This is a genomic window from Mesorhizobium sp. M1365, assembly GCF_040317865.1.
Taxonomy (GTDB): domain Bacteria; phylum Pseudomonadota; class Alphaproteobacteria; order Rhizobiales; family Rhizobiaceae; genus Mesorhizobium.
The window spans coordinates 1-15,651 of the sequence record NZ_JAMYLG010000065.1 but is presented as its reverse complement, the minus strand read 5'-3'; the positions used below and the strand labels follow the sequence as shown (position 1 = coordinate 15,651).

The 15,651-nt window shown below is 63.3% G+C and carries 15 protein-coding genes and 1 pseudogene; 3 read left to right on the top strand and 13 right to left on the bottom strand.

The features are described from left to right. Window positions 1–191: 191 nt before the first annotated feature. From NKH04_RS31580 to NKH04_RS31570, 3 genes and pseudogenes are all read right to left on the bottom strand, one after another. Window positions 192–600: pseudogene (locus tag NKH04_RS31580) on the bottom strand (VOC family protein). 73 nt (window positions 601–673) lie between these two features. Next, a complete protein-coding gene (locus NKH04_RS31575) occupies window positions 674–1,501 on the bottom strand; it encodes a helix-turn-helix domain-containing protein (RefSeq protein ID WP_352470313.1) in 828 nt (275 codons plus the stop codon). Window positions 1,502–1,611: 110 nt separating this feature from the next. Next, the gene (locus NKH04_RS31570; RefSeq protein WP_352451984.1) at window positions 1,612–1,782 is read right to left on the bottom strand and encodes a hypothetical protein; all 171 of its coding nucleotides are present in this window, start codon (window positions 1,780–1,782) and stop codon (window positions 1,612–1,614) included. A gap of 153 nt (window positions 1,783–1,935) precedes the next feature. Here NKH04_RS31570 and NKH04_RS31565 point away from each other — a divergent pair, with 153 nt between their 5' ends. Then, window positions 1,936–2,367, top strand: coding sequence for a TerB family tellurite resistance protein (locus NKH04_RS31565; RefSeq protein WP_352815754.1), 432 nt, complete (start codon window positions 1,936–1,938; stop codon window positions 2,365–2,367). Window positions 2,368–2,373: 6 nt separating this feature from the next. Here NKH04_RS31565 and NKH04_RS31560 read toward each other — a convergent pair whose 3' ends face one another. The 5 genes from NKH04_RS31560 to NKH04_RS31540 form a co-directional block, all read right to left on the bottom strand. After that, window positions 2,374–3,996: an ABC transporter ATP-binding protein gene (locus NKH04_RS31560; RefSeq protein ID WP_353045512.1), complete on the bottom strand. Its 1,623-nt coding sequence runs from the start codon at window positions 3,994–3,996 to the stop codon at window positions 2,374–2,376. After that, a complete protein-coding gene (locus NKH04_RS31555; RefSeq protein ID WP_353045511.1) occupies window positions 3,993–4,862 on the bottom strand; it encodes an ABC transporter permease in 870 nt (289 codons plus the stop codon). The genes NKH04_RS31560 and NKH04_RS31555 overlap by 4 nt, the downstream gene beginning before the upstream one ends. Next, window positions 4,859–5,806, bottom strand: coding sequence for an ABC transporter permease (locus NKH04_RS31550; protein ID WP_353045510.1), 948 nt, complete (start codon window positions 5,804–5,806; stop codon window positions 4,859–4,861). The genes NKH04_RS31555 and NKH04_RS31550 overlap by 4 nt, the downstream gene beginning before the upstream one ends. Before the next feature lie 254 nt (window positions 5,807–6,060). Next, entirely contained in the window at window positions 6,061–7,539 is a 1,479-nt protein-coding gene (locus NKH04_RS31545; RefSeq protein ID WP_353045509.1) for an ABC transporter substrate-binding protein, read from the bottom strand. A gap of 130 nt (window positions 7,540–7,669) precedes the next feature. After that, a complete protein-coding gene (locus tag NKH04_RS31540) occupies window positions 7,670–8,959 on the bottom strand; it encodes an acetylornithine deacetylase/succinyl-diaminopimelate desuccinylase family protein (RefSeq protein ID WP_353045508.1) in 1,290 nt (429 codons plus the stop codon). A 222-nt stretch (window positions 8,960–9,181) separates the two neighbouring features. Here NKH04_RS31540 and NKH04_RS31535 point away from each other — a divergent pair, with 222 nt between their 5' ends. Beyond that, window positions 9,182–9,610: a L,D-transpeptidase gene (locus tag NKH04_RS31535; RefSeq protein WP_352470461.1), complete on the top strand. Its 429-nt coding sequence runs from the start codon at window positions 9,182–9,184 to the stop codon at window positions 9,608–9,610. A gap of 143 nt (window positions 9,611–9,753) precedes the next feature. Here the strand turns inward: NKH04_RS31535 and NKH04_RS31530 are convergent, their stop codons facing one another. The 5 genes from NKH04_RS31530 to NKH04_RS31510 form a co-directional block, all read right to left on the bottom strand. Then, window positions 9,754–10,746 carry a lipid A biosynthesis lauroyl acyltransferase gene (locus NKH04_RS31530; protein ID WP_353045513.1) on the bottom strand — a complete coding sequence of 331 codons (993 nt, stop codon included), beginning with the start codon at window positions 10,744–10,746 and terminating at the stop codon, window positions 9,754–9,756. Window position 10,747: 1 nt separating this feature from the next. Then, a complete protein-coding gene (locus tag NKH04_RS31525) occupies window positions 10,748–11,776 on the bottom strand; it encodes a zinc-binding dehydrogenase (protein WP_353045507.1) in 1,029 nt (342 codons plus the stop codon). A 76-nt stretch (window positions 11,777–11,852) separates the two neighbouring features. After that, entirely contained in the window at window positions 11,853–13,142 is a 1,290-nt protein-coding gene (locus NKH04_RS31520) for a beta-ketoacyl-ACP synthase (protein WP_352470322.1), read from the bottom strand. 75 nt (window positions 13,143–13,217) lie between these two features. Next, window positions 13,218–14,405: a beta-ketoacyl-ACP synthase gene (locus tag NKH04_RS31515; protein WP_352500919.1), complete on the bottom strand. Its 1,188-nt coding sequence runs from the start codon at window positions 14,403–14,405 to the stop codon at window positions 13,218–13,220. A 38-nt stretch (window positions 14,406–14,443) separates the two neighbouring features. Then, complete coding sequence (locus tag NKH04_RS31510; RefSeq protein ID WP_023719977.1) at window positions 14,444–14,728, bottom strand: acyl carrier protein; 285 nt, start codon at window positions 14,726–14,728, stop codon at window positions 14,444–14,446. Between the two features lie 213 nt (window positions 14,729–14,941). Between NKH04_RS31510 and NKH04_RS31505 the strand changes: the two genes are divergently transcribed. Then, a complete protein-coding gene (locus tag NKH04_RS31505; RefSeq protein WP_353045506.1) occupies window positions 14,942–15,541 on the top strand; it encodes a hypothetical protein in 600 nt (199 codons plus the stop codon). Window positions 15,542–15,651 lie beyond the last annotated feature (110 nt).

Sequence of the window (15,651 nt, the reverse complement as noted above, 5' to 3'; positions counted from 1 at the left end):
CTCAAAGGCCGGACATATGGACGCAAGCGATCGAAAACGACGCAAAACAACCGTTGCAGGCAGGGCGCCGTCCACATATGGATCCCAGGGTCTCCGCGACGGAGCTTCGCTCCTGCTCCGCCCAGGGATGACGAAATTGGGAGGCTTCGGCCAATCCCGAATGTGCAGCGCTACTAGTTCATGCTTTCTCGTCAGCCTTTCGGCCAGTAGGTGCCGAACGACCAGACGTTGCCTTCCGGATCGCGGCAGATGAATTCGCGGCTGCCATAGTCGCGGTCGGTGAGTTCTTCCAGAATCTCGGCGCCGGCGGTTTTTGCCCGCGCGTATGCCGCGTCTGCGTCAGCGACCGCAACGTAGATCGACTTGCCGCCACCCGAACCCGGCGCGCCGACCATCTTGCCATAGGCGTCGTCGCGCGCCGTGCCGAGCATGGACGATCGAAGAGCCGAAAGCGAGTTCGGCGTGGTGCACCACGTCGCCTTCGCCATAGCGGGCGCGAACGCTGAAGCCGAAGGCCTCGCACAGCCAGTCGATCATCTTGCCGGCATTCCTGTAGCGCAGCGCCGGATAAAGCAGCGGTGGTTCGGGGGTGTTCGGCATGGCTGATCTCCTTCAGCGGGTTGGTCGATCAACCCAGTCTGCGCGAAGGCCGGTTGCGCGTCTTGAAGAAATGTTACCTCGCGGCAAGCGCCGTCGGCGCGACGCCTGCCAGGTCGCGAAACTCGCGTACCAGATGCGCCTGGTCGGCATAGCCGCAGTCGGCGGCGATGTCGGCCCAAGCGCTGTTCGCCTGTCTCGACAGGCCAAGCGCATGATTGAAGCGGACGATGCGCGAGAGCGTTTTTGGGCCGGTGCCGATAGCGTCCGAAAATTTTCCGGTAAGATGCTTGCGGCTCCAGCCAAGCTTTTCGGCCAGCGTCGAGATGCGGGTCCGCCCACGCGTCGAGACGATCGTCTCATAGGCCCAGACCATTTCGGCCTGGGTGCGGTCCGCGGTTGCCAACCGATCGCCAACGAAGGCTTCGGCGATGGCAAAGCGTGAGCTCCAATCCGGTGCATTGCCGAGCCTTTCGCGCAGCGCGATGCCTTCTACGCCGAGCACGTCATCCAGGCCGACCATGCGGTCGGTCAGTTCGATCATCGGGCGGCCGAAGAAGCGACGAGCGCCGAGCGGGCTGAAATTGATCTGCACACAGCAGGCGCCGCCGAAGGATTCGATCACTACCGGCCCGGCATAAAGGCCGGCGGCAAAACTGGCGAAGCGGTCATTGTCGCCCGGGTCATGGCCGAGCCCGATGGCAAAGGGTTCGGCAAAGCTGATGACCAGCGGCACGGTCAGCGAGGCATATTCGACGGCGCGGAAATGGCCTGGCATGGTTTCGCGAAAGCCGCATATGTCGGTGACGGCGCCCTGAAGCCGATGGCTCGGCGCGCGCCGCACCATCTCGAACCGATCGAGGCCTGGGCTTTCGTGGCGGCTGCCGTCTTCGCTGTCGGGCATGCGCTTTCCTTCCGCCACGCGACTTTAACAGACCATCCGCCGGAATCAAAAGCGCCCGGTTTTGGCCGGGCGCTCCGAGTTGCCTGAGATTCGGAGTTGTCTGGACGTGTTTAAGCCCCGCGCATCAGGCAGCCGGCGGCCAGCACGATGTAAGCGATGACGACAATCCACACAGCAGCCAAAGGGATGAACGCAAGGACGCCAAGCGCGGCGAGAACGCCGATAATGGCGATAACAAGGGATATAATGAAAATAAGCTGGGTAGGCGCACTGAGATTCATGTTCGGTCCCTCCTCAACATGATTCGTACAACGGCATACTATCAGTCGCGCGGTCACACACCAATGAGTGCACGCAGGCGGCTTTTCCACCATCGCACCCCGTTTGCGCCAAGCCGATTCCGCGCTACCTTCCCGACGAATCGGAAGGGGCTGATGGCGATGGGATTGCTGGACCAGATACGCTCGATCTTCGACGGCGACCCCGGCGTGCGCAAGGTCGCGGACGATCCGGTGCTGTCGGCGGAATTGCTGATGCTGTTCCGTATGATCCTGGCCGACGGTTCGGTCAGCGAAAGCGAAATGACCGCCTTCAGGCGTATCTGCCGGGACGCCTTCGGCATTCCCGACACCAGCATCGACAGCGTCATCGAATATCTCAACGATTTCGGCTACGAGACCAACAGCTCGCAGGCCGTCGCCCAATTCCGCGACCTCGACGTCGAACGGCGCAAGCTGCTCGCCCGCCACATGGCCGAGATCGCCAAGGCCGATTCGCAACTTGCCGGGAGCGAGATGCAGCTGTTGCGCCGCACGCTCGACCTGCTCGACATCAGCCCGGCCGATTTGGTCAAGCCGCAAGGCTGAGTCCGCTCAGCCCTGTTCGTGCAGCCGTTTTGCAATCGCCCGATGCAAATCGGGAGCAGCAGTGACCAGCGCCTTGGCCGCGTCGGACTGCGGGTGGTCGAGCACTTCGCTCGTCCTGCCGCGCTCGACGATCTTGCCGTCATGCATGACCATCACCTCGTCGGTGATGGCGCGGGCGACGGTCAGATCATGGGTGATGAACAGATAGGCGATGCCGAGCTTCTGGTTGAGGTCGGCGAACAGATCGAGGATCTGCGCGCGGATCGAGACATCGAGCGCCGAGACCGGCTCGTCGGCGACGACCAGTTTCGGCCGCGTGATGATGGCGCGGGCGATCGAAAGGCGCTGGCGCTGGCCGCCCGAAAACTCATGCGGATACTTGTCCATGTCGCCTGGTGAGAGGCCGACCTCGTGCAGCGCATACGCCACCATCTCGCGCCGCGCGGCGGGCGCCGGCTTCTTCTCCAGCACATGCAGCGGCTCGGCCACCAATCTCTCGACCTTCTGGCGTGGGTCGAACGAGCCGTACGGGTCCTGGAACACGACCTGCATGTCGCGCCGTGCCGGCTTCAGCTCCGCCTCGCTCTTGTCGGTGAGGATATCGCCGCGGAAGCGGATGGTTCCCGATGTCGGCTTGTCGAGTGCCAGAACCATGCGGGCAAGCGTCGACTTGCCGCAGCCGGAACGGCCGACGAGCGCCACCGACCGGCCGGGCGCCATCGAGAAGGAGACATCGTCGACGGCGCGGATGGCAGCCGCGCGTTTAAACAGGGATATGCGCCGTCCCGGATAATCCCGCGTTACGCTCTCTACCTGAAGCAGCGGTTTGGCCGATCCGCTGTCGTGTGTGCGGGCCCGCGCCGGCACATGCATCGAGGCCTGCGCCAGCTGTCGCGTGTAGGGATGAAGCTGTTCGGACAGCGTGCGCGCGGTATCGCCGGCCTCCATCACCTCGCCATGGCGCAGGATGGTGATGCGGTCCGCCATCTCGGTCACCACGGCGAGGTCGTGCGAGATGAGCAGAAGACCCATGCGGTTTTCCGCTACGAGGTCGCGCAGCAGGTCGAGGATCTGCGCCTGCAGCACCACGTCGAGCGCCGTCGTCGGCTCGTCGGCAATCAGCAGCTTGGGTTTCAGCGCACAGGCAATGGCAATGACGGCGCGTTGGCGCTGACCGCCGGAGAGTTCGTGCGGATAACGCGACAGCGGGAATTGTGCCGCCGGCAGGCCGACCCGGTCGAGCATCTTTCGCGTCCGTTCCTCGGCGTCGGCGCGGCTCGCCCTGGTGTGCCAGCGAATACCCTCGGCGACCTGCTCGCCGATGGTCTTGACCGGATTGAGCGCCGTCATCGGCTCCTGGAAAACCATCCCGATGTCGTCGCCGCGCAGTGCGCACATCTGGTCCTCGCTGGCGGCAAGGATGTCGATGCCGTCGAAGGTGATGCGTCCGCTGGTATGCGCCGCCCAGGGCAGAAGCTGCATCACCGTAAGCGCCGTCATCGATTTGCCGGAGCCGGATTCGCCAACCAGCCCCATCACCTCGCCCGGCGCCACGGAAAGCTCGATGTCTCTGAGGATACGGGTGCTGCCGATGGTTAGTGACAGCTTGTCGATCTCGAGCAGGCTCATCGCTGCCGCCGCGATTTCGGATCGAGGATGTCGGCAATGCCGTCGCCAAGCAGGTTCAGGCCAAGCACGGTGACGACGATCGCCATGCCCGGGAAGATCGCCATCCACGGCGCCACCACCATGCGGGTCTGGGCGTCGAACAGCATGCGGCCCCAACTCGGCATCGGCGGCTGCGTGCCGAGCCCGACATAGGACAAGCCCGCTTCGGCCAGTATGCCCAGCGCGAACTGGATGGTGCCTTGCACCAGCAGCAGCGTGGCGATGTTGGGCAGCACATGTTCGATGCTGATCAGCGTCCTGCTTTTGCCGGCGGCGCGGGCGGCGAGGATGAATTCGCGCGGCCAGATCGCCAGGGCGCCGGCGCGGGCGACGCGCGCGAACACCGGGATGTTGAAGATGCCGATGGCAATGATGGCGTTGAACGCGCCGGGCCCGAAGATGGCGGTGATCATGATTGCCGAAAGCAGCGCCGGAAAGGCGAAGACCAGGTCGTTCAGCCGCATGAGCACGTCGTCGGCGATGCCGCCACGCGCCGCGGCAACGGCGCCGAGCGGCACGCCGACGCCCATGCCGATGCCGACCGCCACCAGCGCCACGGCAATCGAGTTGCGGGCGCCGACCATGATCATCGACAGGATGTCGCGACCGAAATGGTCGGTGCCGAACCAGTGCGCCAGCGATGGCGCCTGGGTCTTGTCGGAAATGACCAGCCTGGTGACGTCGTAAGGTGTCCACAAGAAGGAGATGATCGCGACCGCGGCCACCAGTGCGGTGATGACGAAGCCGGCGAGGAACGAACGGTTTCGAAACGCCTTGGCCAGGATGCCGGCAAGGTTCTCGTCGGGGATGTCGATGTGCAGCGTCATTGCCGGCCTCTCAGGCGCGGATCGACCGCCGCATAGGAGAGATCGACAATGAAATTGACGACGATGACGGCAGCAACCAGCAGCATGACGACGCTCTCGACCACGATCAGGTCACGCTGGTTGATCGCCTGGAACACCAGCCGGCCGAGGCCGGGCAAATAGAAGACGTTCTCGATGATGATGGTGCCGGCAAGCAGGAAAGCGAATTGCAGGCCTAGAATGGTGACCACCGGGATCATGGCGTTGCGCAGTGCATGCCGCCACAAGACAAGGCGATAGGGCAGGCCCTTGGCGCGGGCGGTTCGGATGTAGTCCTCGTTCAGCACTTCGATCAGCGCCGAGCGGGTGACCCGGGCGAGGATCGCCGCCTGCGGCAGAGCGAGGGCGACCGCCGGCAGGAGCAGCGATTTCAGCGCCGGCCAGACGCCGGCGCTCCAGCCGGGAAAGCCGCCGCCGGGCACCAACCGCAGCCAGACGGCGAAAAGATAGATCAGCATCAGCGCGAACCAGAAGTTGGGCACGGCGACGCCAAGCTGGGCGGCGCCCATCGCGATCGTGTCGCCGGCGCGGCCGCGTCGGCTGGCGGAAAACAGTCCGACCGGAATGGCAATGACGGTGGACAGCGCCAGCGCCATCAGCGCCAGCGGCAGCGAGACGACGAGGCGCTCGCGGACCAGATCGATGACCGGCACCGAATAGGTGTAGGAGCGACCGAAATCGAGGCTCAGCAAGCCGCCGGCCCAATGCAGATAGCGCAGCACGACGGGAGCGTTGAGGCCCATCTGGTTGCGCAGCAATTCGATCTGGTCGGCACTGGCGTTCAGGCCAAGCATCAGCCGCGCCGGGTCGCCGGGAATGATCTCCAGCACGGCAAAAACGACCATTGAGGCCAGAACCAGCGTGACGACGGCGATGGCGAGGCGCTTGAGGAGGTAGGCAGTCATGGACGTTGAGGAACCGCTGTGTTGCCGGACGCAAAAACCGGGCGAAGCTTGCGTTCCCGCCCACCCCCCTCTGTCCTGCCGGACATCTCCCCCTCAAGGGGGGAGATTGGCAGTTTCCACGCCGGCACTGTCCCTGCAACGCTAGTGGTTAGCGAAAGCGGCGGTGAGGGCTCAATCTCCCCCCTTGAGGGGGAGATGTCCGGCAGGACAGAGGGGGGTGTGACGGAGTGCAACTTTCGCCTTTCTGTCAGCGATCAATCCGTCCACTTCACCTTGGTCAGGTCGTTGGCCTGGATGGGGGCGTTTTCCCATAGGCCCTGCAGTTTGGCGTCCCAGACGCCGACCTTCGGCAATTCGTAGAGGAAGCCGACCACGGCGTCGTCTGCCAGGACCTTCTGCGCCTCGCCGAGCAGCGTCATGCGCTTGGCCTCGTCGGAGGTAAGGTTCAGCTCGTCGATGATCTTGTCGAAGGCCGGATTGTCGTAGTTGAAGTAATAGTCCTTGCGCGAATAGATATCGATGTCGTTGGGCTCGGTATGGGAAACGATGGTCAGGTCGTAATCCTTCTTGGTGAATACCTGGTCCAGCCACTGCGCCCATTCGACCGGGATGATCTCGAGATCGATGCCGATTTCGCGAAGCTCGGAGGCGATGATCTCGCCGCCAAGCCGCGCATAGGAGGGTGGCGGCAGCTTCAGCGTCGCCTTGAAGCCATTCGCCAGGCCGGCTTCCTTCAGCAATTCCTTGGCCTTCTCCACATTGTGCGGATAGAGGCCGGTGAGGTCGACATAGGCCTTGCTGGCGGGCGACATGTGCGAGCCGATCGGCACGCCGAGCCCGGCAGAGGCGCCGTCGATGATCGCCTTGCGATCGAGCGCAAAGGAAATCGCCTGCCTGACCTGCAGCTTGTCGAAGGGCGGCTTCTTGTTGTTGATCGACAGGATGGTTTCACCCTCGGTCGAGCCGATCACCACCTTGAAGCGCGGGTCGTCCTTGACCTGGGCGACGCTGTCGGGGTCGAAGAACGGAAAGGCCTGGACGTCGCCGGAAAGCAGCGCCGGAACGGCGGCGGCGGCATCCGGAATGATGCGGAACTCGGCCTTGTCGAGAAATACCGGGGCGCCCCAGTAATTGTCCGACTTGACCAGCGTGATCGATGAGCCCTTGGCCCAGCCCTGGAACTTGAACGGGCCGGTGCCAACAGGCTTTTCCTTGTTGGTGTCGGCTGTCTCAGGCGCCACGATCACCGCGTCGCCCCAGCCCATATTGTAGAGGAACGAGCCCTGCGGGTTCTTCAGCATCACCTTCACCGTCATGGGATCGACGACCTCGACCTTGTCGATGGCGGCGAACAGGGCCTTTTGCGCATTGACGGAATTGTCGGCGCGGGCACGATCGAGCGAGAATTTCACGTCGTCGGCGTTGAAGTCGCTGCCGTCATGGAATTTCACGCCGGCATGTAGCTTGAAGATGTAGACCTTGCCGTCGTCGGAAATGCTCCAGCTTTCGGCGAGATCGGGCAGCACTTCGCCGTTCGGGCCGATGCGGGTCAGGCCCTCGAAGACATTGGCATAGAGCACCTCGTCGATTGCCGCCGCGGCACCCGCGGTCGGGTCGAGATGCGGGGGTTCGAGCGGAATGCCGATGACCAGGTCGGTACGTGCGGCCATCGCCGAGGTCCCGGCGGCCAACGCCAGCGCCGCGGCGGCCAGGATGGTTTTCCACAATTTCATCGTGCAACTCCCCATATCTAAAACACGTGCTCAAACCCGGGCGGATAGAAGCGTGAATTCGCCGCCGAGTAAATTGCGTTTCGTACCGTCCGCGGACGCCGGGAGGAATGTTTTTCCGCCCATGGCCGGATCATCGCGGGCCGGCGCCCCTCAGCAGCACGTCGAGGCCGATCGCCATCACCTTTGCCGAGTCCAGCATGTCGGCAATGCCGACCCATTCGTCGGGCCGGTGGGCGAGGTCGAGAATGCCCGGGCCATAGGCGATGCAGTCATAGATGTGGCCGATGCGGGCGATGTGCTTCTGGTCGTAGGTGCCGGGCGAAATCACGTAATCCGGCTCGCGGTCGAATATCTCCATGATGCCTTGCGCGACCGCCTTAACCACCGGCGCATCGCGCTCGGTCATCAGCGGCAGCACCTCCATCAGATCGCGGATTTCGTAGTCGAACTTTTTGCGCTCGCGCTTCAGCCGCTCGAGGATACCGATCACCTCGCCCTTGACCGTAGCGAGATCCTCTTCGAGCAGGAAGCGGCGGTCGATGGTCAGCCGGCAGGAATCGGGCACGTTGGGCGAGGGCAGGCCGGGCCGGAAATCCTCCGTCTGGCCGCCATGGATCGAGTTGATGTTCATGGTCGAGCGTCTTGCGCCTTCGGGCACGACCGGCATGCGCGTCATCTTGCGGTCGAGCGCCGGAAACAATTCATCCTCAAAGGCCCGCAGCACGGCACCCATATGGCGCACAGCATTGTCGCCGAGGAACGGCATCGAGCCGTGCGCGATCTCGCCCTTGGTCTCGATCTCCGCCCACCAGACGCCGCGATGGCCAAGGCAGATGCGATCCTTGTTGAGCGGCTCGGGAATGATGACGTGATCGACCTTCGGCCTGGAGAAATAGCCGAGCTTGGCCAGATGCGCGACGCCGCCAAAGCCGCCGGACTCCTCGTCGACCGTACCCGAAATCTCGATGGCGCCGGGAAAATCGGGAAACACCTCCATGAAGGCTTCAGCGGCGATGATCGAGGCGGCAAGCCCGCCTTTCATATCGCAAGCGCCGCGGCCGTAGACCTTGCCATCCCTGACGATGCCGGCGAACGGATCGAGGCTCCAGCCGTCGCCGGGCTCGACGACGTCGATATGCGAATTGAAGTGCACGCAAGCACCCGGCGCCCGGCCATCGAAGCGGGCGACGACGTTGACGCGCGGGTAACGGTCAGTGTCGCCGGGCGTGCCCTCGGCACGGATGAATTCGATCTCAAAACCACGCTTCTTCAGCCGCGCGCCGATATATTCGGCACATGGCCGATAGGCTTCGCCGGGCGGATTGATGGTCGGAAAGCGGATCAGATCCGCAGTCAGGGCAACCAGATCATCGGCTCGGTCATCGATAGCCTTGAGGAGCCGTTCGTTCGGTTCGTTCATTCGGCGAATTGAGCAGCGGATGAGGCGGTTTTGCAAGCCCGATGGCGAATTGCGAGGCGATTGCGTGTCGTTACGGCAACTATTGCGGGAAATCGTTCAAATTCGCTGCTTTGGATTGGTGAAATCGTCAGGGAGTAGGTGTTAGCTCGCTGGCTTGCCATCAAAACGCTGGAGAACAGCGTGACGGCAGGCAGGCAAGGGGCATCAAAGGGGTTTGATTGCATGAAAAACACTGTTCTCATGGCAGCGGCATTAGTAGCGATGCTGTTCGGTTCGTCGTTCGAGAGCCGTGCGGCCAGCCTGGTCGCGAACATCGATATTTCCTCACAGACGATGACGGTAAGATACGGGCTTTCGTATTATCGGTGGAGCGTTTCCACCGCCCGCAAGGGCTACATCACGCCGCGCGGCAGTTACCGGCCACAGCGGACGGCCCGGATGTGGTATTCGCGCAAATACGACATGTCGCCGATGCCCTATTCGGTGTTCTTCCGCGGCGGCTATGCCATCCACGGCACCGGCGCGATCCGGCAATTGGGGCGCCCGGCATCGCATGGCTGTGTGCGCCTCCACCCCAGCAACGCCGCCGCGTTCTATTCGATGGTGCGCGAAGCCGGCTTCGGCAATACGCGGATTCTCGTGACGAATTAGGGCCTGCTCCTCGGCCCGCAATAAAAAACCCGCCGGAGCGGCGGGTTCGTTGGGGCCAAATAGCACCATACCGAAATTAGCAGCATAGCTGCCGGCACAAAGCAAGAACAAAATAAGGCTTGCACCCAAAAAAGATGGTGCGCTCAGGCGGGTTTGTCGCGCATTGTCCCCGGCCGACGCTTTTTGCGGCCGCTGATCTCCCAGCGCTTGTGGAACCACATCCACTGGCCGGGGTCTTCGCGCACCCAGCGCTCGACCACGTCGTTGAGAAGCTGGGTGGTGGCGGGGACGTCGACACTGCCGCCGGCGGTGCGCGGCAAGGTGAGCTTGTCCTCGATCTCGAGCCGGAAACGGTTGTTCGGCAGGCGCACGCAGCGCGCCGGGTAGACATCGCAATCGTAGTGCCGCGCCAGGGTGCCGAGAACCCGGTTGCTCTCGCAGGGGCGGCCGAAGAATGTCGTCTCGAGCCCGCCGGTGAATTTTTGGTCGACCAGCACGCCGATGTTGCCGCCTTTCTCCAGGATGGCCGCAAGTGCGAACGAGGCACCGGTCGAAGACGGCAGCAGCGATCCCATGCTCGAGCGGCGGGTCGAGAGGATGTACTCGGCGAGGTAAGGGTTGTTGGGCGGGCGAAACAGCGCCGTGATGTTCATGCCGAATGTCGCCGCAGCCACCGGCAGCAGCTCGAAATTGCCGAGATGCCCGGTGAAGACGATATGCGGCTTGTCCTCGCCAGCGATGCGCACGAAATGCTCCACGCCCTTGACCTCGACACGGCCCGGCTTCGTCGCAGCGGGATCGTAGTCGAACAAAGCATCGAGAAAGATGTATTCGGCGGCCAGGCGGGCCATGTTGCCCCACATGTCGGAAGCGATCGCCTCGATCTCGGCATCGCTTTTTTCCGGATAGGCCTTGCGCAGATTGTCGACCGCAACCTGATGGCGCGCCACCCAGGAGCCGATGCGGCGGGCAGCGCGGTCGGCGAAATTGAGCGCCCTGTCGGGCGGCAGCAGGCGCAGCGCGGAGATGATGATCATCGCGACGCGCGCGACCAGCCAGTAGTTGAACTGGCGAAGCCGCCTGCCATAGCGGAATCCCACGTCCCTGCGGATCTTCCTGAAGGCGTTGCCGATCATTTCAGCCAACGCGCAGGATGATCTTGCCGAAGACGTCGCGGCCTTCCATGCGCTTCAGCGCCGCATCGATGCCGTCGAAGCCGACCTCGGTGTCGATCACCGGCGCGACCAGGCCCGCGGCCATCTTCTGCATGGCGTCGGCCATGTTTTCCATGCGGCAGCCGAACGAGCCGAGCAGCTTCAACTGCTGCTGGAACAACTGCATCAAATTGATCTGTGTCGACACGCCGGAGGTCGAGCCGCAGGTGACCAGCCGGCCGCCGCGCTTCAGGCACAGCATCGAGGCGGCAAAGGTGTCGGTCCCGACATGCTCGAACACCACGTCGACGCCCTTCTTCTTGGTCAGCTTGCGCACGATGCCTTCGAAGCGGTCGTCGCGATAATTGATTACGTGGTCGGCGCCGAGCGCCTTGGCCTTGTCGATCTTGTCGTTCGAGCCGACGGTGGTGATGACCGTGCAGCCCATCTTCTTGGCCAGCTGAATAGCAGCGGAGCCGATGCCGGAGCCGCCGGCATGGACCAGTATCGTCTCGCCGGGTTGCAGCCGGGCATTGTCGAACAGCATGTGCTCGACCGTGCCGAAGGTGACAGGCGCCACCGCCGCGCCGATTTCGCTCACGCCTGGCGGGGCGGGGACCAGAAGGCGCGCCGGCAGGTTGATCTTTTCCTGCGCAAAGCCGTCGAGATGGAAGCCGTGAACGCCCGAGACATGCTCGCAGAGATTGTCACGGCCTTCGCGGCAGGCGCGGCAAAGACCGCAGGTGCGGGCGCCATAGATCGACACCAACTGTCCGGGCAGGAGGCAGGAAACGCCGGGGCCGACCGCCTCGACCTCGCCGGAGGCCTCGGCTCCGACGACCAGCGGCAGCTTGCGCTTGGCGAAGGCCATGCCGCGCCAGCCCCAGACGTCGATATGGTTCAGCGCCACGGCCTTGATGCGCAGTGTCACCTCGCCGAGCAAAGGCGGCGGCGGTGGCGGCAGGTCCACCGTTTCAAGCCGGCGATCCTCGATAAGTTGCAATGCGCGCATGCCAGATCCCAGGTTGCGCATGACCGTTTCGGAAAGGACCATGCGCACGACAACAGTGCTAGAGCGGAACGGTCGCTTAGACCGGTTCCCGCGCCATGACAAGGCAGGTGTTCTGGCCGCCAAAGCCGAAGGAGTTCGACAGGACGGTGCCGACCTCGGCGTTGCGCTTGGTGTTCGGCACCACGTCGAGCACGATTGCCGGGTCGGGATTGTCGTAGTTGATGGTCGGCGGAATGATGCTTTCGCGCATCGTCATCAGCGAAAATGCGGCCTCGACAGCACCGGCAGCCGATAGGGTATGGCCGATCATCGACTTGTTCGACGAGACCGGCATTGACGAGATCCGCTCGCCGAATACCGTCGACAGCGACAAATGCTCCATCTTGTCGTTTTCGGGCGTCGAGGTGCCATGGGCGTTGACATAATCGATCCCGTCCTCGCTCAGGCCGGCATCGGCAAGAGCGGCGCGCACCGCCGCGATCGCCGGCGAACCGTCCGGCTTGGAGCGGGTGCGATGGAAGTCGTCGGCCTTTTCGCCGCAGCCGCGCAATATGCCGAGAACGGTGGCGCCGCGGGCAAGTGCTGCCTCCAGCGATTCCAGCACAAGGGCGCCCGAGCCTTCGGCGAGCACGAAGCCGTCGCGGTCCTTGGAGAAGGGTTTTGAGGCCTTTTCGGGGATGTCGTTATGGGTGGAGAGCGCCGACAGAAGCGAGAAGCGGATCAGCGCCTCGGCGGTCGCCGAGCCGTCGGCGCCGATCGACAGCGCCCTGTCGCATTCGCCGCGGCGGATCGCCTCGACGCCGAGCTGGATCGCGGTGGCGCCCGAAGCGCAGGCTGTCGACAGCGTGATCGGCAGGCCGCGTGTGCCGAAACGGTCGGCAAGCCGGTCGGCAATCGAGCCGAACTGGGTGGTCTCGAAGATGTCGAGTTCCCTGAGGCCGCGCGCTACCCGCAGCAGCCTCTCTGCACCGGTGTCGTGCCTGTCTGAATTATTGGGCGTGTCGGAATTGTAGAGCGAAAAGCGCTCGCTCCAGTCGAGCTCGACCGGCGGCGAAGCGAGGAACAGCGGTCCGCCGAAATCGCCGGCATCGAGGCCGGCCTCCGACATCGCTTCCTGGGCGGCGGTTTCGGCAAGCTCATAGGTGAGGAGACTGGCGCCCTTGGAGCTCGACGGCAGGAAATCGACCATGCCGGAGATGCGGGTGTTGAGATGATCGACCGGGAAGCGGGTGATCGGATGGATGCCGGACTTGCCTGAGGTAAGTGCCGCCCAATTGTCGGCTTTGCCGACACCGAGCGACGTCACCACGCCGATGCCGGTGACGGCGACGATGGGCCTGCCCATGTGGTCGTTCAGATTGGCCATTTGTTGTCCAAAAACCTGTTTCTCTTGGAGCGTCGGATCGCCCGAAAACCGCGCCACACTTTTCGGTCCGATGCTCTAGGCGGCTTTGATCAGCGCCATGCCCTCGAATTGGTGATAGCCGATCGCCGTTGCAAGGACGGTCTTCGGGACGCCGGCAAACGGTTTTTCGACCGTGGCGTCGAAGACAGGATAGGCGGCCTTGCGGTCGACAGCCAGTGCCGCCAGCGCCACGGCAAAGGGGAACTGCGCTTCCTTCATGTGGCCGGTCAGCGTCGAAAAGCCGCGTGCGGCGATCGCCGGATTGGCGTCGAGCGCCGATTTCTCGGCGGCGGTCGCGGCATGGGCGCCCGAAGCGCCGGAGATCGCGAGCAGCTCGCCATTCGGCAATGCGGCTTGCTTCAACAGCACGGCGATCTCGCCGTCGAGTTCGTCCCGCCGGCGCCTGGCGCGACCGGACAGGACCGGGCCGAGTTCCGCATAGATCTTCCGGCCACGGCTTTCCGCATGCTCGCGCTGCTCCAGGACGAGAAACGCGCCGCCGGATCCGGTCACCACGCCGCCGCCTTCGGCGCCTTGCCTCTGCCAGACCGGCCGCCACGGACCGCGATGCAGGTAGCCGGCCAGTTCATAGCCGAGCAGCATGTCGGAATGTTCGGTCTGGAAAGCGCCGCCGACCAGTATATGCGTCGACTGGCCGGAGCGGATGCGCGCGGCCGCCGTCTCGACGGCGGCGACTCCGGCACCTTCCTCGCCCATGAACGTGCGCGACGACCCCGTCACCTTGTGGACGATCGAGATGTTGCCGGCGAGCAGGTTGGAAAGCTGTGCCAGAAACAGCGTCGGACGCAATTCGGTGGTCAGCTTCTCGTTGAGCAGCACGTCGCGGTCATTGCGGCTTTCCGATGCCGCGAGAATGGCCGCATCGACCGCCTCGTCGCGCTCGCCGCCGCCGGCGGCCACCACCATGTCCATCGTCGCGCAGAGTTCGTCATTGCCCTTGATGCCGGCATCGTCGAGCGCAAGGCCGGCCGCATAGGTGCCGAGCCTCTGCCAGGTTTCCATCTGCCGCTGGTCGCCACGCTTGGCGATCTGCAGGTTCCAGTCGATCTCGGGCAGCGGATGGACCGTATAGGGCGAGAAGCGCGAGGCCTCCAGAACCGGCTCAAGCCGTGGCTGGACGAGCTTTTGCCAATGCGCATCCGGACCCTCGCCCAGTGACGAGACAAGGCCGATGCCTGATATGACGACGTCGTGGGGGTTCATGGGAGGCTGTTGTGGGTCGGGCGCGTCAGGCGCTGTGTTCACGTGGCGTTCTTGGCGGCGACGAGCGCGTCGATCTTGGCGCACAGGTTCTTCATGACGAAATAGTCGTCGGTCGAAGCCTTGCCGTCATTGACTTCCTGCGTCCACTTTTCCAACGGCACCTTGATGCCGAATTCCTTGTCGATGGCAAAGACGATGTCGAGGAAGTCGAGGCTGTCGATGCCGAGATCGTCGATGGTGTGGCTTTCGGGCGTGATCGTCTCGATGTCGATCTCGCTGGTGTCGGCGATGATCTTGGCGACTTTGTCGAACGTGGTGGACAAGGGCTTTTCCTTCGATTGCGGGCGGAATCTGTCCGCATGTGTTTTGGGCTGTCTAATCGGTTTTTCCGGGCAGGAAAAGGCCTGATACGCCGCGCGCAGATGGGATTGCTGCCCAGGCAGAGCAATAGGGGGCGCTGGCAACCCCCGGCGATATGCCGAAACCGTCCCATCTCTGATCATTGGGTGTACCAATGTACCATGGTACAAAGATCTATGACCATAGAACGCGTGCAGACCGGGGTGCGCCTGGAAAAACGATTGGTGAAGGTACTCAAGGCCTTGGCTGAGCATCGCGACATGAGCCTGGGTGACCTCATCGAGGGCATCCTGCTGCATGCTTTCGAAGGCCGGACGCCGTTCTCCGCGGCGACCCTGGAAACAATCGGCCAATTGAAGCGCATCTACGAAATGGAGCTTGCCGCAGCGGACAGCCACGGTCTGGCGGAAACCGGGGGGAGGGCGGATGACGAGCCATCTTGCGCGCAGCCACAGCATCGTGCTTTCGGGGCCGATCGACCGCGTCTTTCGGCTGTTCACGCCGATCGGAGAGACCCTGTGGGTAGACGGCTGGCGCATCGCATCCGCTATGTTCGCGTTACGCGGATTCGCGTTTCGGATTTGTCGAGGTGGCCTGCCGACCGACCACTAACGGAGGCACGGAGGCGTCGATTACCTATGCGTTCACGGCCTTGGAGCCCGGCAGGAGCATCCTATCTGTCCGAACTTACAGAGGACGCGTTCGCGGACATGATCGAGGGATGGAAGCTCCGTGTCGACGCTTGGCTGGTAGCGGTGAAATCTGACGCCAAGTAGCTTAAACGAATTGCCACTAAGGGTGGATAGTGTTGAAAAAGTCCGGGTTGCAGCAGTCCTGAAGCACTGATTCAATCTTCGTCGTAAGAGGAGATTGAGTCGATGATGGG